Annotated in this window: 17 protein-coding genes and 2 tRNA genes; 6 read left to right on the top strand and 13 right to left on the bottom strand. The window is 70.4% G+C overall.

Annotation, left to right across the window (positions count from 1 at the left end):
- The first annotated feature begins 52 nt into the window (after positions 1 to 52).
- The gene (locus ABEB09_RS16650) at positions 53 to 742 is read left to right on the top strand and encodes a DUF5324 family protein (RefSeq protein WP_380840442.1); all 690 of its coding nucleotides are present in this window, start codon (positions 53 to 55) and stop codon (positions 740 to 742) included.
- Between the two features lie 11 nt (positions 743 to 753).
- Here ABEB09_RS16650 and ABEB09_RS16645 read toward each other — a convergent pair whose 3' ends face one another.
- Positions 754 to 1,113 carry a DUF6344 domain-containing protein gene (locus ABEB09_RS16645; protein ID WP_345690711.1) on the bottom strand — a complete coding sequence of 120 codons (360 nt, stop codon included), beginning with the start codon at positions 1,111 to 1,113 and terminating at the stop codon, positions 754 to 756.
- 208 nt (positions 1,114 to 1,321) lie between these two features.
- Positions 1,322 to 1,394 (bottom strand) — tRNA-Ala (locus ABEB09_RS16640).
- A 148-nt stretch (positions 1,395 to 1,542) separates the two neighbouring features.
- Between ABEB09_RS16640 and ABEB09_RS16635 the strand changes: the two genes are divergently transcribed.
- Together ABEB09_RS16635 and ABEB09_RS16630 are read left to right on the top strand one after the other, a co-directional pair.
- Positions 1,543 to 2,091 (top strand): helix-turn-helix domain-containing protein, encoded by a 549-nt coding sequence (locus ABEB09_RS16635; RefSeq protein WP_345690710.1) that lies wholly within the window; start codon positions 1,543 to 1,545, stop codon positions 2,089 to 2,091.
- Positions 2,092 to 2,124: 33 nt separating this feature from the next.
- Entirely contained in the window at positions 2,125 to 3,432 is a 1,308-nt protein-coding gene (locus ABEB09_RS16630) for a serine/threonine-protein kinase (RefSeq protein WP_345690709.1), read from the top strand.
- A gap of 25 nt (positions 3,433 to 3,457) precedes the next feature.
- Here ABEB09_RS16630 and ABEB09_RS16625 read toward each other — a convergent pair whose 3' ends face one another.
- From ABEB09_RS16625 to dnaA, 11 genes are all read right to left on the bottom strand, one after another.
- Complete coding sequence (locus tag ABEB09_RS16625) at positions 3,458 to 4,765, bottom strand: hypothetical protein (RefSeq protein WP_380840496.1); 1,308 nt, start codon at positions 4,763 to 4,765, stop codon at positions 3,458 to 3,460.
- A gap of 412 nt (positions 4,766 to 5,177) precedes the next feature.
- Entirely contained in the window at positions 5,178 to 5,306 is a 129-nt protein-coding gene (locus tag ABEB09_RS16620) for a DLW-39 family protein (protein ID WP_010467770.1), read from the bottom strand.
- Positions 5,307 to 5,474: 168 nt separating this feature from the next.
- Positions 5,475 to 5,548 (bottom strand) — tRNA-Ile (locus tag ABEB09_RS16615).
- A 59-nt stretch (positions 5,549 to 5,607) separates the two neighbouring features.
- Positions 5,608 to 6,162, bottom strand: coding sequence for a DUF3566 domain-containing protein (locus ABEB09_RS16610; protein ID WP_345690707.1), 555 nt, complete (start codon positions 6,160 to 6,162; stop codon positions 5,608 to 5,610).
- A gap of 96 nt (positions 6,163 to 6,258) precedes the next feature.
- The gene (gyrA, locus tag ABEB09_RS16605; RefSeq protein WP_345690706.1) at positions 6,259 to 8,886 is read right to left on the bottom strand and encodes a DNA gyrase subunit A; all 2,628 of its coding nucleotides are present in this window, start codon (positions 8,884 to 8,886) and stop codon (positions 6,259 to 6,261) included.
- A 41-nt stretch (positions 8,887 to 8,927) separates the two neighbouring features.
- On the bottom strand, positions 8,928 to 11,012 hold the full coding sequence (gyrB, locus tag ABEB09_RS16600; RefSeq protein WP_345690705.1) for a DNA topoisomerase (ATP-hydrolyzing) subunit B: 2,085 nt from the start codon (positions 11,010 to 11,012) through the stop codon (positions 8,928 to 8,930).
- A 409-nt stretch (positions 11,013 to 11,421) separates the two neighbouring features.
- Positions 11,422 to 11,982 (bottom strand): DciA family protein, encoded by a 561-nt coding sequence (locus ABEB09_RS16595; RefSeq protein ID WP_345690704.1) that lies wholly within the window; start codon positions 11,980 to 11,982, stop codon positions 11,422 to 11,424.
- On the bottom strand, positions 11,979 to 13,100 hold the full coding sequence (gene recF, locus ABEB09_RS16590; protein WP_345690703.1) for a DNA replication/repair protein RecF: 1,122 nt from the start codon (positions 13,098 to 13,100) through the stop codon (positions 11,979 to 11,981). Before recF ends, ABEB09_RS16595 begins: the two co-directional genes overlap by 4 nt.
- Before the next feature lie 69 nt (positions 13,101 to 13,169).
- A complete protein-coding gene (gene gnd, locus ABEB09_RS16585; RefSeq protein ID WP_345690702.1) occupies positions 13,170 to 14,048 on the bottom strand; it encodes a phosphogluconate dehydrogenase (NAD(+)-dependent, decarboxylating) in 879 nt (292 codons plus the stop codon).
- Between the two features lie 212 nt (positions 14,049 to 14,260).
- A complete protein-coding gene (gene dnaN / locus ABEB09_RS16580) occupies positions 14,261 to 15,391 on the bottom strand; it encodes a DNA polymerase III subunit beta (RefSeq protein WP_345690701.1) in 1,131 nt (376 codons plus the stop codon).
- Positions 15,392 to 16,348: 957 nt separating this feature from the next.
- A complete protein-coding gene (gene dnaA, locus ABEB09_RS16575) occupies positions 16,349 to 18,226 on the bottom strand; it encodes a chromosomal replication initiator protein DnaA (RefSeq protein ID WP_345690700.1) in 1,878 nt (625 codons plus the stop codon).
- 360 nt (positions 18,227 to 18,586) lie between these two features.
- Here dnaA and rpmH point away from each other — a divergent pair, with 360 nt between their 5' ends.
- Genes rpmH through yidD form a run of 3 tightly spaced genes read left to right on the top strand, consistent with a single transcriptional unit; the run spans position 18,587 to position 19,437 of the window.
- Entirely contained in the window at positions 18,587 to 18,724 is a 138-nt protein-coding gene (gene rpmH, locus ABEB09_RS16570; protein ID WP_003956500.1) for a 50S ribosomal protein L34, read from the top strand.
- Positions 18,725 to 18,742: 18 nt separating this feature from the next.
- Positions 18,743 to 19,114 carry a ribonuclease P protein component gene (rnpA, locus tag ABEB09_RS16565; protein ID WP_345690699.1) on the top strand — a complete coding sequence of 124 codons (372 nt, stop codon included), beginning with the start codon at positions 18,743 to 18,745 and terminating at the stop codon, positions 19,112 to 19,114.
- Entirely contained in the window at positions 19,111 to 19,437 is a 327-nt protein-coding gene (gene yidD / locus ABEB09_RS16560) for a membrane protein insertion efficiency factor YidD (protein WP_345690698.1), read from the top strand. The genes rnpA and yidD overlap by 4 nt, the downstream gene beginning before the upstream one ends.

The raw sequence follows: 19,437 nt of genomic DNA, 5'->3' as shown, positions 1-19,437 counted from the left end.
CGAAATGGGCGGAAAGGCGAAGTATCGACCCGCCACCGAGGAGGAGGATCCCGTGACCCGCATGGACAGCGTGCGCGCCGCGACCGGTTCGGCGAAGGAGAGCGTGCTGCACGCCGCGGAAGTGGTGGCGCCCTACGCCGACTCGGCGAAGGAACAAGCCGCGCACTACGCGCACGAGGCACGCGTGAAGATGGCGCCGAAGGTCTCCAGGGCAGCCCGCAGGGCCCGTGTCCAGTACGACGCGTACGTCGCGCCCCGCGTCCCGCCGAAGATGGACGAGGCCGCGCACCGGGCCGCGCTGCGTACCCGTAAGGCCGCCCGGCAGGCGGCGGACTTCACCGCGCCGCGGGTGAACCAGGCGAGGGCCGCGGCGGGTCCCGTACGGGACGAGGCCATGGCCCGCTCGATCGCCACCCTGGCCGCACTGCGCGGTCAGGTGAGGCCGAAGGACATCAGGAAGCTCATGCGCAAGCAGCGGCGCCGGGCGAGGACCGGCCGCGCCGTCAAGGGCGTCGCGGTCATCGGCGTGCTGTTCGGCGGCGCGGTGGCCGCGTGGAAGTGGTGGGACAAGCAGGCCAACCCCGACTGGCTGGTCGAGCCCCCGGCGGCCACGGACCTCTCCGAGCAGCCGCTCACCTCCGTCGACGGCAGCGGTCCCGCCTCACTCACCCCGGAGGCCGGGGCGGAACCGGGCGCGCAGCCCGAGACCACGGAGGACGAGGACGACGACGACCGTCGCTGACGCGACGCGCGCTACGCCCCGGTGCCACCGCCGACACCGGCGGTGGCACCGGCCGCGACGGGGGACGGCGAGGGGGACGCAGCCGCGTCACCGGCCCCGGGCAGGCGCCGTACGGAAGGCGACGACCCGTGGGCCTCGGCCCGGATGCGCTGCTTGATCGTCGGAGGCAGGGCCGGCCCCCGTGCCGCCCTGCGCCCGGGTACGGCCACCGCGGGCGCGGTCCGCTGCTTCGGCAGCACCACGGCGGCCGTCCGCCGCGCGGCCGCGGCGGGCGCCGCCGGCTTGCCGGAGGGCAGGAGCCCCGCGAGGAGCCCGCAGAAGAAGGAGACGATCGCGGTCCAGAACTGCTTGACCTTCACGGCGGCGGCCATGGCCCCTCGCTTTCGGATTGGGCGATCTACATACCTTTCTCATGATGTGTACGCATCTCGAGATACGCGGGAACGACGCAACCAGTCGGCAGATCTTCCGATGAACACCACCCGTTCGGCCCCAACAGGCGCGCGAAGAACGGCGGAAAAACACGAAAAGCCCCTCCGGTGCCTGGCGCGTGCGCGCAGGCCGGAGGGGCTTTTGCCGTGGAGCCTAGGGGAGTCGAACCCCTGACATCTGCCATGCAAAGACAGCGCTCTACCAACTGAGCTAAGGCCCCGGAGACCGCCGGGCCGACGGTCGCAGACCAGAGTACCGGGTGACCCCGGGTATCCCGCAAAAGGATTGGGACTCCCCGCGGGCGACCACGCTCCGTAAGATGCTCCGCGAGGTTCGCAGCAGCGAACCGGAGCGATGGGGAGACGCCAATGGACGCAGCACAGCAGGAAGCCACCGCGAGAGCCAGAGAACTCCAGCGCAGCTGGTACGGGGAGCCGTTGGGGGCGCTCTTCCGTCGGCTCATCGACGACCTCGGGCTCAATCAGGCCCGGCTCGCGGCGGTGCTCGGGCTGTCCGCTCCGATGCTCTCCCAGCTGATGAGCGGCCAGCGCGCGAAGATCGGCAATCCGGCCGTCGTCCAGCGCGTCCAGGCCCTCCAGGAGCTGGCGAGCCTGGTCGCCGACGGCAGTGTGAGCGCGGTGGAGGCGACCGACCGGATGGACGAGATCAAGAAGTCGCAGGGCGGTTCCGTGCTGACCTCCAGCAGCCAGCAGACGGCCGGCTCGGGCGCGCCGACGGTGCGCAGGGTCGTCCGGGAGATCCAGTCCCTGCTGCGCTCCGTCGCGGCCGCCGGCGACATCATCGACGCCGCGGACTCGCTCGCCCCCACGCATCCGGAACTGGCAGAGTTCCTCCGGGTGTACGGAGCGGGGCGCACCGCGGACGCGGTCGCGCACTACGAGGCACACCAGAGCTGAGGGCACGGGACGGACGGGGAGCGGCGCGGCGCCATGGGTGAGGTCTTCGCTGGTCGGTACGAGCTGATCGATCCGATCGGGCGTGGTGGCGTGGGCGCCGTGTGGCGCGCCTGGGACCAGCGCCGCCGCCGGTACGTGGCGGCCAAGGTGCTCCAGCAGAGCGACGCGCACACCCTGCTGCGCTTCGTGCGCGAGCAGGCCCTGCGCATCGACCACCCGCACGTCCTCGCCCCCGCCAGCTGGGCGGCCGACGACGACAAGGTCCTGTTCACCATGGACCTGGTCAGCGGCGGTTCGCTGGCCCATGTGATCGGGGACTACGGGCCGCTGCCACCGCGGTTCGTCTGCACGCTGCTCGACCAGCTGCTGTCCGGGCTGGCCGCGGTGCACGCGGAGGGGGTCGTGCACCGCGACATCAAGCCCGCGAACATCCTGCTGGAGGCCACCGGCACCGGGCGGCCGCACCTGCGGCTGTCCGACTTCGGCATCTCCATGCGCAAGGGCGAGCCGCGCCTGACGGAGACCAACTACATCGTCGGTACGCCCGGCTACTTCGCGCCCGAGCAACTGCGGGGTGCGGAGCCCGACTTCCCCGCCGACCTGTTCGCGGTCGGCCTCGTCGCGCTGTACCTGCTCCAGGGCCGCAAGCCCGACTCCCAGGCCCTCGTGGAGTACTTCCTGGCCCATGGCACACCGGGCGCCCCGGAAGGCATCCCGGAGCCGCTGTGGCAGGTGCTCGCCGGGCTGCTCCAGCCCGATCCGCAGGCCCGGTTCCGTACGGCCACGGGCGCGCGCAAGGCGCTGACGACGGCGGTCGAGATGCTGCCGGACCCGACGGGCGAGGAGGAGCCCGTCGAGGTCTTCGACCAGCTCGGCCCGCTGCCGCCCGGGTACGGCCCCGACGGCCCGCTCACGACGGCGGCGCCGCCCGCTCCCGTACCCGGCACGGCCCAGCCTTCGCCGTCCGAGACGGGCAGCTTCCACCTGGCCCCGCCGCCGCAGCAGCCGCCCACACCGCCACCCACCCCGGCACCCGCGCCTGCCGCCGCACCTGCCGCCCAGGCGCCCGTGGCGCCCGCCCCCGCCGCGCCCCACGGCCCGGCCGGCGCCTACCCGCCGCCGTATCCCGTGCCCGTGCCGCCCCAACAGGCGGCCACCCAGCCGTACACGGCGGCCCCCACCGCGCCCCAGCACCTGGCGTCCCCGGCGGCCGTCCCGGCCACCACCGCCGGCCGTGCGCCGGCGCGGCGCCCGGGACCGCCCCGAGCGGTGGCGATCCCGGTCCTGCTGGTGGCGCTCGCCTGCCTGGCCGTCGGCTTCTGGGCGCTCACCCAGACCTGACCGGCCCTCAACTTCCGTACGGTGGCTACCAGGCCGTCGGCGGGCCGTACTGCGTCGGCGCGTCCGGCGACACGGGGGCACCTGGAGCGCCCGCGGCGGCCCGCCTGCGCCCCAGCAGCGTCCACGCGCCCAGGACGAGCAGCAGCAGCGTCCCGGCGCCGATGCCGCCCGCCGCGACCAGCCGCATGGTGCCGCTGCGCCCCGCCTCCGTACCGCTCTGTCCGTCGGCCGCCGCGGCCCTGTCCTCCTCCGTCACGGCGAAGATCCCGGGCGGCCCGGCGTACGCGGGAGCGGGCTCGGCCTTCCCTTCGAGGCTGACGCGCAGCGTCAGGCCGTACGGCTTGGCCCCGAACTTCTCCCCGACCTTCGGGTTGAGGCTCACCCGCAGGTAGTACCAGCCCGCGAACCGCAGGTGCTCCTGCTCCGAGTCGGAGCTGAAACGGTTCTCGTACCGCACCGGCGGCAGCGGGTCGAAGGACGACGACTTCTGCCTGCCGTTGTAGGCCAGCGAGTTCACGCTGTCGACCAGGCCGAGCGCCGGGTTGTACAGGGACACCGGCAGCGCGTCGCCCACAAAGCCGTCACCGGACGAGCTGCCCAGGTCGGCGCTGACGTACAGCTGCTGCCCCCAGTCGACCGGGACCCGGTAGAAGCGGCTCTCACCGGGCTTGATGCGGTCCGTCCACTCGCCCTCGCCGAGGCCGGGGGCGTCGGAGAAGCTGGTGCCGCCCGCCCGCTCGCGCGGTCCGCCCGGCGGCGGTTCGGGGGAGGCGCTGGGCCACTCCTCGGGCGCGGCGGTCGGCCCCGCCGCCTTCAGCTTCGGCTCCAGGACGTGCCGGATCTCCAGGTCCCAGGGCTCCTGCGACGAGGTGGAGAGGCTCTCGCGCTCGACGACGACGTAGTACGAACCCGCCTCCTGGCAGCTGGACTCGCCCAGGGTCCGGTACGCGTAGACGGCCAGGGGCCGCGCGAACTCCGCCGAGCCGAACTGGGCGCTGTTGCTGCTGCAGTCCGTCCCGTCCCGGTCCTGGAGCGACAGCTTCAGCTCGTCCCGGTAGGCGACCTTGACGCCCGGCTTCGGCACGACGACCGCCGAGACGTAGGCGTTCGTGGCGTCGTCCAGGTCGACCCGGTAGATCAGCTTGCCGTCCCGCTTGACGGCGTCCTTGTACGTGCCGCCCGCGGCAAGCTGCGGGGCGTCGCTCGTGGTCGAGGCGCCCTTGACCGCCCGTACGTCCTCGGCGAAGGCGTACGGGGCCGGCTCCCCCGCCGCCCATGCCTGCTGTGCGGGCAGGCCCGCCAGCGCCGCCACGCACATCGCCGCCACGCACATCGCCGCCACGCACATCGCAGCCGTGCCGGCCGACGTCGTCCGGCCGGCCGCCGTGCCACCGCCCCGCCTCTTCACGCGTTTCCCCTCGTCGTCTCCGTGGCCGCCGCCGTACGCCGCCCCGTGGCGGCCCCAGCGGCCGGTCCATCCTGCCCCGGCGACGCCGTCGCTGTCTGCGCGGCCGCCCGATAGACCCCTCTTGTCCCCGCAGGTCCGGGCGTCGGCGAACTTCCCACCCCCGCCCCCCATTCACCAATGCAAGCTATTCATTTGCTTGCGTAAATTCAATGGCGAGGCCGTCACAGTCCCGCGACAGCACAGGGCCCCGCCGGCACGACACGGCCGGCGGGGCCCTGACAGCACGAGGCCCCGGCCGCCTCTCAGCGGCCGGGGCCCGTCAAGAACTGCACGCGTCTCACGAACCTGCGGGCACGGAGTCGGTCGCCTCCGTCCACAGATCCTGCTCGGCGCGATCCGCCTGGATCTGGCGGTACACGAGGAGCCCGCCGATGGCGGCCAGTGCGACCAGGAGAAGCTTCTTCACCGCGCGACCTCGTCTTTCGTTGACGTAGGGGACCTTATGGCGCCCGACTATACACACCGACCGATACCAATCGGTGACCTACGTCCGGCCCATCGTCCCTCCACCCCGGCCGCACCCGCCGGGAACGCCGAAGGCCCCCGGTCCGATCGACCGGGGGCCTTCGTTCTGTGGGGCTAACAGGATTTGAACCTGTGGCCTCATCCTTATCAGGGATGCGCTCTAACCAACTGAGCTATAGCCCCTCCGCGCTGCGCGCTGACCTCTGAAGATTAGCGCACAGAGCGTCCAGTCCCCAAATCCGCTACTCGTCCTCGGCCAGCGTCAGCTCGACGCCGCCCACGAAACCGGCGGACAGGTTGTAGATGAAGGCGCCGAGCGTCGCCAGGGCCGTGGCCAGCACCACATCGATGACCGCGATCACCGACGTGAAGATCAGCACGCGCGGCAGCGACAGGAAGGCCTGAAGATCGAAGCCGTTGTGCTCGTTGGACCCGGTGGCGTCGCTGATCGTGGCGCCGACCGTGGAGAAGACGCCCATGGCGTCCATGACCATCCACAGCACCGCCGCCGCGACCACCGTGCAGATGCCCAGCGCGATGGACAGCAGGAAGCTGACCTTCATCACCGACCACGGGTCCACCTTGGCGACCCGCAGCCGCGCCTTGCGCGTCCGGGGCGTCGTCTTGGCACCCGTACGGGGCTTGCGCACGGCGGCACCCGCCTCGCCGCCCTGCGTGGCGTACGCCTGCGGCGGGTGGTACGGCTGGGCGGACTGGCCGGAGGACGGCCGGTCGCCGGGCAGCGGGCCGTCGTCGAACGTTTCGTACGGGGGCTTCGGCCCCTTGGTGTCGGTCACCGTAACCCCCTGGGAGTCCGTGGCTGGGCCACGGGCACCGTCCGTGCCTGAAGCGGCAGAGCCGGCCGATCCGGCGCCCGTGGCTTTGCTCACGATCTACTCCTCGTGCTCCCCGACCGAGGACTCCGTGCCCTCGGCTGCCTCGATCGCGGTGCCGCTCTCCGCCTCGGCGGCCTCCACGGCCTCCTCGGCCTCGGCGCCGGCCTCGGCGTTACGAGCGATACCGACGACGGCATCGCGCTTGCTCAGGTTGATCAGCTGGACGCCCATGGTGTCACGGCCCGTCTCCCTGACTTCGTTGACTCGCGTACGAATCACACCACCGGACAGCGTGATGGCGAGGATCTCGTCGCTCTCCTCCACCACCAGCGCACCGACGAGCGAACCGCGGTCCTCCACGATCTTCGCAGCCTTGATGCCCAGACCGCCACGACCCTGGACGCGGTACTCGTCGACGGGCGTCCGCTTGGCGTAGCCGCCGTCCGTCGCGGTGAAGACGAACGTACCCGGCCGGACGACGTTCATCGACAGCAGCTCGTCGCCCTCGCGGAAGCTCATGCCCTTCACACCGGAGGTGGCACGGCCCATCGGGCGCAGCGCGTCATCCGTCGCGGTGAACCGGATCGACTGCGCCTTCCTGCTGATGAGCAGCAGGTCGTCCTCGGAGGACACCAGCTCGGCGCCGATCAGCTCGTCGTCGCTGCCGTCCTCGCGCTCCCGCAGGTTGATCGCGATGACACCGCCGGAGCGGGGCGAGTCGTAGTCCTTCAGCGGGGTCTTCTTCACCAGGCCCGCCTTGGTGGCGAGGACCAGGTAGGGCGCGGCCTCGTAGTCGCGGATGGCGAGGATCTCGGCGATCTGCTCGTCCGGCTGGAAGGCCAGCAGGTTCGCGACGTGCTGGCCACGGGCGTCCCGGCCCGCGTCCGGCAGCTCGTACGCCTTGGCCCGGTAGACCCGGCCCTTGTTGGTGAAGAACAGCAGCCAGTGGTGCGTGGTGGAGACGAAGAAGTGGTCGACGATGTCGTCTTCCTTCAGCTTCGTGCCGCGCACGCCCTTGCCGCCGCGCTTCTGCGAGCGGTAGTCGTCCGTCTTCGTCCGCTTCACATAGCCGCCACGCGTGATGGTGACGACGATGTCCTCCTCGGCGATCAGGTCCTCGATGGACATGTCACCGTCGAAGGGCACCAGCTGCGTCCGGCGGTCGTCGCCGAACTTCTCCACCAGCTGCGCCAGCTCCTCGCTGACGATCTGCCGCTGGCGCTCCTCGGAGGCGAGGATCTGGTTGTAGTCGTTGATCTTCGCCTGGAGCTCGTCGTGCTCCGCGACGATCTTCTGGCGCTCCAGGGCCGCGAGGCGGCGCAGCTGCATCTCGAGGATGGCGTTGGCCTGGATCTCGTCGATCTCCAGCAGGCCCATCAGGCCCTCGCGGGCCACCTCGACCGTCTCGCTGCGCCGGATCAGCGCGATGACCTCGTCGATCGCGTCGAGCGCCTTGAGCAGACCGCGCAGGATGTGCGCCCGCTCCTCGGCCTTGCGCAGCCGGAACCGCGTCCGCCGGACGATGACCTCGATCTGGTGCGTCACCCAGTGGCGGATGAACGCGTCCAGCGAGAGCGTGCGCGGCACACCGTCGACGAGCGCGAGCATGTTCGCGCCGAAGTTCGTCTGCAGGTCGGTGTGCTTGTAGAGGTTGTTCAGGACGACCTTCGCGACGGCGTCCCGCTTCAGCACGATGACGAGGCGCTGACCGGTGCGGGAGGACGTCTCGTCGCGGACGTCGGCGATGCCGCCGATCTTGCCGTCCTTGACGAGGTCGGCGATCTTCTGCGCCAGGTTGTCCGGGTTGACCTGGTACGGCAGCTCCGTGACCACCAGGCACTGGCGGTTCTGGATCTCCTCGACCTCGACGACCGCGCGCATCGTGATGGAGCCGCGGCCCGTGCGGTACGCCTCCTCGATGCCCTTGCGGCCGACGACGAGGGCGCCGGTCGGGAAGTCGGGGCCCTTGATGCGCTCGATGAGCGCGTCGAGCAGCTCCTCGTGCGTGGCCTCCGGGTGCTCCAGCGCCCACTGGGCGCCGGCCGCGACCTCGCGCAGGTTGTGCGGCGGGATGTTGGTCGCCATACCGACCGCGATGCCCGCGGAGCCGTTGACCAGCAGGTTCGGGAAGCGCGACGGCAGGACCGTCGGCTCCTGGTTCCGGCCGTCGTAGTTGTCCTGGAAGTCGACGGTCTCCTCGTCGATGTCGCGGAGCATCTCCATCGACAGCGGCGCCATCTTGCACTCGGTGTAGCGCATGGCGGCGGCCGGGTCGTTGCCCGGGGAGCCGAAGTTGCCGTTCGAGTCCACCAGCGGCATGCGCATCGACCACGGCTGGGCCAGGCGGACCAGGGCGTCGTAGATGGAGGTGTCGCCGTGCGGGTGGTACGTACCCATGACGTCGCCGACGACGCGGGCGCACTTGTAGAAGCCCTTCTCGGGCCGGTAGCCGCCGTCGTACATCGCGTACAGCACACGGCGGTGGACGGGCTTGAGGCCGTCCCGTACGTCGGGCAGCGCCCGGGACACGATGACGGACATCGCGTAGTCCAGGTAGGAGCGCTGCATCTCCGTCTCGAGCCCGACGGGCTCGACGCGCAGGCCCACACCGGGGACGGTGGGCTCCTCCTCCGGCGTCACGGCGACCGGGGTGTCGGGAGTGTCAGGAGTGTTCTCGTCGGCCATTGCTGGTCTTCAGTCCTTTCGTACGGTCAGCAGAGACCGACTCAGATGTCGAGGAAGCGGACGTCCTTGGCGTTGCGCTGGATGAACGAGCGCCGTGCCTCCACGTCCTCGCCCATCAGCACCGAGAACAGGTCGTCGGCCTGGGCCGCGTCGTCCAGCGTGACCTGGCCGAGCACGCGGTGGTCCTGGTCCATGGTGGTGATCCGCAGCTCCTCGGCGTTCATCTCGCCCAGACCCTTGAAGCGCTGGATGGAGTCCTCGCGGATGCGCTTGCCGTTCTGCTTGCCGAGCTCGACGAGCGCGTCGCGCTCGCGGTCCGAGTACGCGTACTCGAAGTCGTCCCGGCCCCACTTGATCTTGTACAGCGGCGGGCGCGACAGGTAGACGTGCCCGGCCTCGACCAGCGGCCGCATGAAGCGGAAGAGGAAGGTCAGCAGCAGGGTGTTGATGTGCTGGCCGTCGACGTCGGCGTCCGCCATCAGGATGATCTTGTGATAGCGGAGCTTCTCGATGTCGAAGTCCTCGTGCACACCGGTGCCGAAGGCGGAGATCAGCGCCTGGACCTCGGTGTTCTGGAGGATCTTGTCGATCCGCGCCTTCTCGACGTTCAGGATCTTGCCTCGGATGGGCAGGATCGCCTGGTACATCGGGTTCCGGCCGGACTTGGCGGAGCCACCGGCGGAGTCACCCTCGACGATGAAGATCTCGCACTTGGTGGGGTCGTTCGACTGGCAGTCGGACAGCTTGCCCGGCAGGGAGGCCGACTCCAGCAGGCCCTTGCGGCGGGTCAGGTCGCGCGCCTTGCGGGCGGCGACGCGGGCCGTGGCGGCCTGGATCGCCTTGCGGACGATGTCCGCGGCCTCGTTCGGGTTGCGGTCGAACCAGTCGGACAGGTGCTCGTGGACGACCTTCTGCACGAAGGTCTTGGCCTCCGTGTTGCCCAGCTTGGTCTTGGTCTGGCCCTCGAACTGGGGCTCGCCGAGCTTGACGGAGATGATCGCCGTCAGACCCTCGCGGATGTCCTCACCCGTGAGGTTGTCGTCCTTCTCGCGCAGCAGCTTCTTGTCGCGCGCGTACCGGTTGACGAGGCCCGTCAGCGCGGCGCGGAAGCCCTCCTCGTGCGTACCGCCCTCATGCGTGTGGATCGTGTTCGCGAAGGAGTACACACCCTCGGTGTACTGCGAGTTCCACTGCATCGCGATCTCGACGGAGAGCATGCGCTCCTTGTCCTCGGACTCGACCGAGATCACCGTCGGGTGGATCAGCTCGCCCTTGCGCGAGTTGAGGTACTTCACGAAGTCGACGATGCCGCCCTCGTAGTGGTACGTGACGGTGCGCGCCGGCGCCTCCTCCGCGGTCTCCGCGGCGTCGGGGTCGTCGGCGTTCATGGTCGCCTTCGCGGACTCGCGCTCGTCGGTCAGGGAGATCCGCAGGCCCTTGTTGAGGAAGGCCATCTCCTGGAAGCGGCGCGAGAGCGTCTCGAAGGAGTACTCGGTCGTCTCGAAGATGTCCGAGTCCGCCCAGAACGTCACGGACGTACCGGAGTCCTCGACCGTCTCGTGCTTGGCGAGCGGGGCGGTGGGCACGCCCAGCTTGTAGTCCTGGGTCCAGCGGTACCCGTCGCGCTTGATCTCGACGGAGACACGGGTCGACAGGGCGTTGACGACGGAGACGCCGACGCCGTGCAGACCACCGGAGACGGCGTAGCCGCCGCCTCCGAACTTGCCGCCCGCGTGCAGCACGGTGAGCACGACCTCGACGGCCGGCTTCTTCTCGACGGGGTGGATGTCGACGGGGATGCCTCGTCCGTTGTCCACCACCCTGACGCCACCGTCGGCGAGGATGGTCACGTCGATCGTGTCCGCGTGCCCGGCCATGGCCTCGTCGACGGAGTTGTCGACGACCTCTTGCACGAGGTGGTGAAGTCCACGCTCACCGGTCGAGCCGATGTACATGCCAGGCCGCTTGCGGACCGCGTCCAGACCCTCGAGGACGGTGATCGCGCTGGCGTCGTACGACGAAGCGGCCTGGGGGGCGGCGTCGCCGGCCTCGCCGGCCGCAGTGGACGGGATGTTCTCGTTGGGGTTGCCGGAATCGGCCACGAAGCGCCCTTTCTGGCACAGCACAACCACCGCTCCGGACGTCCGGAGGTGGCTGTGTCGTTCGACATGTTCCGCAGTGGGCGGGATTACTTACCAGTCTACCGGTAGCGCTGACACTCATGGGGGTTTGCCGGTACCTGAGTCCGCATGTGGCGCCCTCAACGGGCGCCGACCGACTCCCCATATCCGGGAAGGGGCTCCAAGAGGCTCACACGGGCACCCAGCGCTTCCGACTGTCAACCGCCCGCAACAGTGAGCACCGCCTCAGAAACCACGTTCCGTCCCGGGGGTACGCAGGGGTCACCAAGATCGTTCACAGCGCCTGTGGAAAGGGGCGGACGCACAGCGGGACCGCACGGCGGCTTCGGGGGTCCGGGGGCAGCGCCCCGGGTTGCGGAAAGGGCAGGACCGGGACGGAACCCCGGCCCAGGCATCAGCCGTACGTGTCGCCCGGACCCGTACTACCGGGCGCCCGCAGCGGCCCGTACCCGCGCCGCCCCGCACCACCGGGCCCCAACACCTTGATCGCCCGCACGGTCCCGTGCCCCAGGTCCTCGTTCAGTCGCGCCACCAGCCGCGGCGCCAGCAGCCGCAGCTGCGTGGCCCACGCGGTGGAGTCGCACTGCACGGTCAGCACCCGCTCCTGCGGGTCCTCGTCGTACCGCAGCGGCACACAGTGCTTCGCCAGGTCCTCGCCCACGATCTGCGGCCAGCGCCCCATGACCCCGCCCACCGCCGCGGGCGTCTCCCACCCGCGCTCGGTGATCAGCCGGTTGATCGCGGCGCCCAGCGGCAGCGGATCGCGCCCGTCCGCGCGCGCACCGGAGCGCAGGCCGCCGCCCCGCCGCGCCTGCTTCTTCTGCTGCGCGGCCGCACCGCGGGCCTTGGCCTGCTCCTTCGCCGCACGCAGCGCGACCCGTGCCAGGTCCACACCGGACGGCTCCGGCGCCGCGGGAGGCTGCTGGGGAGGTGTGTGCTGTGGAGGTGTGGTCATACGCGTTCCACCGACCCTTCCGACACCGCGTACCGCGCCCCGTCCAGCAGCTGCGGCACGTCGTCGTCGACCGCGGCCGTCACCAGCACCTGCTCGCCCGGGGCCACCAGCTCCGCCAGCCGCTCCCGGCGCCGGGCGTCCAGCTCGGCGAAGACGTCGTCGAGGACGAGCACCGGCTCGTTGCCCTCGGCGCGCAGCAGGTCGTACGAGGCCAGCCGCAGCGCCAGCGCGTACGACCAGGACTCGCCGTGGCTGGCGTACCCCTTGGCCGGCATGCGGCCGAGCTTCAGCACGAGGTCGTCGCGGTGCGGGCCGACCAGCGTGACGCCCCGCTCGATCTCCTGCTTGCGCACCTCGGCGAGGGCGGCGAGCAGCTGTCCGTACAGCTCCTCGCGGCCGGTGCCCGGGCCTTCGGCGGAGGAACGGTACTCCAGCGCGACCGGACCACCGCCGGGCGCGAGCTGGTCGTACGCCTTGGCGGCCAGCGGCTGGAGCGTGGCGACCAGATCCAGCCGCTGCGCCAGCAGCTCGGCGCCGGCCCGGGCGAGGTGCTGGTCCCACACGTCGAGGGTGGACAGGTCCATGGAACGGCCGCCGTGGCGCCGGGCCATCGCGGCGGTCTTCAGCAGGGTGTTGCGCTGCTTGAGCACCCGGTCGTAGTCGGAGCGCACCCCCGCCATGCGCGGCGACCGAGCGGTGATCAGCTCGTCCAGGAACCGGCGCCGCTCACCGGGGTCGCCCTTGACCAGCGCCATGTCCTCCGGCGCGAACAGCACGGTCCGTACGATCCCCAGCACGTCACGCGGCCTGACCTGCGAGGACCTGTTGATCCGGGCCCGGTTGGCGCGGCCCGGGTTGAGTTCCAGCTCGACCAGCTGCTGACGGTCGCCCTGCCGGACGGCCGCCCTGATGATCGCCCGCTCGGCGCCCATCCTGACGAGGGGCGCGTCCGACGAGACGCGGTGGCTGCCGAGCGTCGCGAGGTAGCCGATCGCCTCGACGAGGTTGGTCTTGCCCTGTCCGTTGGCGCCGACGAAGACGCTGACGCCCGGATCGAGCGGGACCTCGACCCGGGCGTACGAGCGGAAGTCGGCCAGCGACAGGTGCGTGACGTGCATGGGTTGTGCGCCGACCTTCCCCCGGCGTGGCCGTACACCGCTCAACAGCGGCGGTGCACAGCCTGTGGATTACTTCTTGGCCTCGACCGCGTGGCCGCCGAACTGGTTGCGCAGCGCCGCGATCATCTTCATCTGCGGGGAGTCGTCCTGGCGGGACGCGAACCGCGCGAAGAGGGACGCCGTGATCGCCGGGAGCGGCACGGCGTTGTCGATGGCGGCCTCGACCGTCCAGCGGCCCTCGCCGGAGTCGGCCGCGTAGCCGCGCAGGCCCTCCAGGTGCTCGTCGTCGTCCAGGGCGCGGACGGCCAGGTCCAGCAGCCAGGAACGGATGACCGTGCCCTCCTGCCAGGACCGGAAGACCTCACGCACGTCGGTGACGGAGTCGACGGCCTCCAGCAGCTCCCAGCCCTCGGCGAAGGCCTGCATCATCGCGTACTCGATGCCGTTGTGGACCATCTTCGCGAAGTGGCCGGCACCGACCTTGCCCGCGTGGACGGCCCCGAACTCGCCCTCCGGCTTCAGGGCGTCGAAGACCGGCTGGACCTTCGCGACGTCCTCGGCGGCACCGCCGTACATCAGCGCGTAGCCGTTCTCCAGGCCCCACACACCGCCCGAGACACCGCAGTCGACGAAGCCGATGCCCTTGCGGCCCAGCTCCTCCGCGTGCTTCTCGTCGTCGGTCCAGCGCGAGTTGCCGCCGTCGACGACGACGTCGCCGGGGGAGAGCAGCTCGGCCAGCTCGTCGATCGTGGACTGCGTGGCTTCACCGGCCGGGACCATGACCCACACGACGCGGGGGCCCTTGAGCTTGCCCACAAGCTCTTCGAGGCTGTGGACATCGGCGAGGTCCGGGTTGCGGTCGTACCCGACGACTGTGTGACCCGCGCGGCGGATGCGCTCGCGCATGTTGCCGCCCATCTTGCCGAGGCCGATGAGACCGAGCTCCATCAGATCTTCCTTACGCGTTGTGTGCGAGTTCGTACCCGTGTCCGAGACTACGCCCGGACACGGGTGCACACCTGTGGGGTCGGGCGCTCACTCTGCGCCCGCCGCCAGGCCGGTTGAGCGGCTCAGCCACTCAGCCGCACCGGCATGCTGCACTCTTCGGGGTACGACCCCCGAACCCCCAGCAGTACCCGGGCCGAGCCGCCGACTGGCGCTCAGCCGCTCAGCCGCACCGGCATGATCAGGTACTTGTACGCCTCGTCCGCCTCCGCGTCCATGGCCGGCTTGCCGCTGAGCAGCGCCGGCTTGGTGGACGTGGTGAAGGACAGCTGCGCCACCGGCGCGTCGATCGCGCTCAGGCCGTCCAGCAGGAACGTCGGGTTGAAGGCGATCGAGATGTCGTCGCCCTCCAGGTTCGCGTCGACACGCTCCACAGCCTGTGCGTCGTCGCTGGAGCCGGCCTCCAGGATCAGCACGCCCTGCTCGAAGCTGAGCCGCACCGGGGTGTTGCGCTCGGCCACCAGGGCCACACGCTTCACGGCCTCGACGAACGGCGCCGTCTCGATCGTCGCCACCGAGTTGAACTCGGTCGGGAAGAGCGTCCGGTACTTCGGCAGGTCGCCTTCGAGGAGCCGCGTGGTGGTGCGGCGCCCGGCGCCCTCGAAACCGATCAGGCCCTCGCCCGCACCCGAGCCGGACAGCGCGAGCGTGACGGTGTCGCCGCTGGTCAGCGCCTTGGCGGTGTCCAGCAGCGTCTTGGCGGGCACCAGCGCGACGGCCGAGGCGTCCGGGGACTCCGGCTTCCACAGGAACTCGCGGACCGCGAAGCGGTAGCGGTCGGTGGAGGCGAGCGTGACCGTGTCGCCCTCGATCTCGATGCGGACACCCGTCAGGACGGGCAGCGTGTCGTCACGGCCGGCGGCGATGGCCACCTGGGCGGCGGCGGAGGCGAAGACCTCGCCGGGGACCGTGCCGGTCGCCGTCGGCATCTGCGGCAGCGCCGGGTACTCCTCCACAGGGAGGGTGTGGAGCGTGAAGCGGGAGGAGCCGCAGACCACGGTCGCCCGTACACCGTCTGTGGAAATCTCCACCGGCCGGTTGGGGAGGGCGCGGCAGATGTCGGCGAGGAGCCGGCCCGAGACCAGGACCGTGCCGTCCTCCTCGACCTCGGCCTCGACCGAGACCCGCGCCGAGACCTCGTAGTCGAAGCTGGAGAAGCTGAGCGCCCCGTCCTCGGCCTTCAGAAGAAGGCCCGCGAGTACGGGCGCGGGCGGACGGGCCGGGAGGCTACGGGCCACCCAGGCCACCGCCTCCGCGAGTACATCGCGCTCCACCCGGATCTTCACCGGAACCGCCTCCTGCTGTTGCTGGCTCGCCCTGCTGGCCTTCCTCGTCCGGCATCCCGTTCCTCCGCCGCCGCAGCGGCAGACAGGTGGATGCCGGGGACCAGTCTGACGTACGCCACCGACACTCGGTGCGGCTCGGGGTCAAGTCGCGTCGAGCCGCGGCCGGAGCTCCGAGGCCGAGTTGTGCACAGGCCCCGCTTCGAAGCGAATTCCCCGCTCTCTCTGTGTGGGGGTAGTAGTAGGGCCTGTGGAAACCGTGGATAACACCATCCACGCAGGTCATCGCAGGTTTTTTGTCCACCGGCCCTGTGGGCGGCAGTCGTGGACAAGTGGGGTCTTCTGTGGACGCGGCAAAGTTCTGCACACCCGATGCACAGCCCACCCGGACTTCTCCCCAGTCCTGTCCCCAGCTTTACCCACGTTCCCCACAGCCCAACCCATCACCTTGATGTGACCGCTTTCACTCGCGCCGGTGAGCACCCGTGTTTCCTTGCCGAACAGTGGACAGCGGTGTGGAGAAGCTGTGGACCATGGGACCGTGCCTGTGGGCCGCCGGTGGACAACCTTGATCACAGGTTGTGGACGACTCCTTCATCCACAACCTGTGGAGAGCGCTCGGCCACAATTCCACACCCCTCTGACCTGCTGCGATGATCCCCCACCCGTCCCCCTTGTGGAGGAGATCCGGATAACTTCGCAGTCCCCACCCTGTGGACGGAAGATCGCCCGCAGCTCTGTGGAGAACAGGGCAACCATCGCAGGTATTCGAACACCGCCCGGCGGCACACAGGCGGTGGACGGCCGATGGACGGCCCGTGGACGGGCGGCGGAGGGGTGGCAGAGGGGTGGCAGAGGGCGGCGGCCGGGCGGCGGAGGGGCCGTTTCGGGCGCTGGAGAACGACGAAGGGCGCCCCGGGACCCCGTCCCAGGACGCCCTCCTCGCGTCGACGCGGCCCGTCAGCCGTTCTTGATGCGGTTGGTCAGCTCGGTGACCTGGTTGTAGATGGAGCGCCGCTCCGCCATCAGCGCGCGGATCTTCCGGTCCGCGTGCATGACCGTCGTATGGTCACGCCCGCCGAACTGGGCGCCGATCTTCGGCAGCGAGAGATCCGTCAGCTCACGGCACAGGTACATCGCGATCTGGCGGGCCGTGACCAGGACCCGGCTACGCGACGAGCCGCACAGGTCCTCCACCGTCAGCCCGAAGTAGTCGGCGGTGGCCGCCATGATCGCGCCAGCCGTGATCTCCGGGGCCGAGTCCTCGCCGCCCGGGATCAGGTCCTTCAACACGCTCTCGGTGAGGACCAGGTCGACCGGCTGCCGGTTGAGGCTGGCGAACGCCGTCACCCGGATCAGCGCGCCCTCCAGCTCACGGATGTTCCGCGAGATCCGGGAAGCGATGAACTCCAGCACCTCCGGCGGGGCGTTGAGCTGCTCCTGCACCGCCTTCTTGCGGAGGATCGCGATACGCGTCTCCAGCTCCGGCGGCTGCACATCGGTGGTCAGACCCCACTCGAACCGGTTGCGCAGCCGGTCCTCCAGCGTCATCAGCTGCTTGGGCGGCCGGTCCGAGGACAGCACGATCTGCTTGTTGGCGTTGTGGAGCGTATTGAAGGTGTGGAAGAACTCCTCCTGCGTCGACTCCTTGCTCGCCAGGAACTGGATGTCGTCGACCAGCAGGATGTCCACATCGCGGTAGCGCTTGCGGAAGGCGTCGCCCTTGCCGTCGCGGATCGAGTTGATGAACTCGTTGGTGAACTCCTCGGAGCTCACGTACCGCACCCGCGTGCCCGGGTAGAGGCTGCGGGCGTAGTGGCCGATCGCGTGCAGCAGATGCGTTTTACCGAGGCCGGACTCGCCGTAGATGAACAGCGGGTTGTACGCCTTGGCCGGCGCCTCGGCGACCGCGACGGCGGCCGCGTGCGCGAACCGGTTGGACGAACCGATGACGAAGGTGTCGAAGAGGTACTTCGGGTTCAGCCGCGCGTGCTGCTCCCCCGGCCCTCCGGTGCCGCCGGACCCACTGCCGCCGCCCGAACCGGCCGGGCCACCCATGGAGCCCGGCCCGCTCATCGAGCCGCCGCTCCCCATGGAACCGGGGCCGGCCATGGTGCCCGGGCCGCCCATCGATCCGGGGCCGCCCATGCCGCCGCGCCCACCGGGGCCACCGGGACCTGCGGGGCCACCGGGCCGGTGCTGGCCCGGGGAGTCGGCGAGGTCGCGCCGCTCGGTGCGCTGGCCGTCGTACGCCTGGCGCTCGCCCTGCTGCGGGGAGCCGTAGTCGTGGTGCGGCTGCTGCGGGCGGGGTGTCGCGTACGGGTCGCGGTCCTGGAAGCCGCCGAGCCGCGGCTGCTGCCAGGACAGGTCCTCCTGCGTACGCGGCCAGGCGCCCGGCTCCGGACGCTGCTGCTGGTAGTCGGGGTACGCGGGGCGCACGGTCGGCAGGCCGTCGTCCGCCAGGGACCGGCCGTACGTGTCGTAGGGCTCGCCCTGGCCGCGGTCGTCGTAGCGGTGCTGCTGCGGCTGCTGCCGCTCCGGTGCCGCCGGGGCGGACTGGTCGCTCGCGGAGTCGTCGACGGTGATCGCGATCCGGATGGGGCGGCCGCACTCCCGGCTGAGGGTCTCGCTGATCAGCGGTGCGAGCCGGCCCTCCAGGACGCGCTTGCCCCACTCATTGGGGACGGCCAGCAGCGCGGTGTCCGCCACCAGCGCCAGGGGCTGGCAGCGTTCGATCCACTGCTTGTCCTTCGGCTCGATGCCCTGCTGCCCCTCCCCGAGGAGCTGCTCCAATACGCGCGGCCACACTGCGGCAAGATCAGCGGGTACATCAGCCACGGGGCACGCTCTCTCACAGGTCCCACGAATGTGTGCTTCTTGGGACGGGATGGGAAGGACAGGCAGGAAAGGAATCCGAGTTCAGCCACGGTAGTCGTGGCAGCTCGCGCGGTTCAAGTTGTTGTCCACAGCCTGTGCATAGCGGGGGTCGGCGGGGACCTGGTTTGACCGGATGGCGTAGCCGCGCGTACCGTAACCAGGTCGAGTTGTCGATGGCTGCTGCCGCCTGCCTCCGATGGGCAAAGATCACCTCATGTGATCGTACAGCGGTGCACTCGGGCGTATTGCGAGCTACTCGTGGGCGCACGGTGACAGCCAGGCGATGCCCCGCCAACCACGATTCATTTCTGGAGCCCCCGAGTGAGCAAGCGCACCTTCCAGCCGAACAACCGTCGTCGTGCGAAGACCCACGGTTTCCGCCTGCGCATGCGTACCCGTGCCGGCCGCGCGATTCTCGCGTCCCGCCGCAGCAAGGGTCGCGCCCGCCTGTCCGCCTGATCGCGGCCAGGTCATGACGTGCTGCCTACCGAGAATCGGCTGAGGCGGCGCGAGGACTTCGCGACCGCGGTACGCCGGGGACGCCGGGCAGGCCGCCCGCACCTCGTCGTCCATCTACGCAGCGGTGCAACGGACCCGCACGCGCCTGGGGAGAGCGCTCCCCCGACGCGTGCGGGTTTCGTCGTCAGCAAGGCAGTCGGCGGCGCAGTCGTCCGTAACCAGGTGAAGCGCAGATTGCGGCACCTGATGCGTGAGCGGCTCGCCTCGCTGCCCGCCGGTAGCCTGGTGGTAGTACGGGCGTTGCCCGGCGCGGGCGACGCCGACCACGCACAGCTGGCCCGAGACCTGGATGCCGCTCTGGAGCGGCTGCTGGGAGGGGGCGCGCGATGAAGTACCCGCTGCTGGCCCTGATCAAGATCTACCAGTGGACGATCAGTCCGTTGCTGGGCCCTGTCTGCAGGTACTACCCGTCGTGTTCCCACTATGGATATACGGCCATCGACCGGCACGGCGCCGTGAAGGGCACAGCGCTCACGGCTTGGCGCATCCTGCGGTGCAACCCGTGGTCGCCCGGCGGTGTGGACCACGTGCCGCCGCGCAAGCGTCCTCGCTGGCACGAAATGCTGCGCGCGTGGCTGCGCGGAGGCAAGGGCGGGCACTCCGCCGAGACGAGCCCGGCCGCTGAGACCTCGCCCAATGCTCAAGGAGCCTGA

The organism is Streptomyces coeruleoprunus, from assembly GCF_039542925.1.
In the GTDB taxonomy this organism is placed as follows: Bacteria; Actinomycetota; Actinomycetes; order Streptomycetales; family Streptomycetaceae; genus Streptomyces; species Streptomyces coeruleoprunus.
The sequence above is the reverse complement of the archived record's forward strand: the minus strand, read 5'-3'. Positions and strand labels throughout refer to the sequence as shown.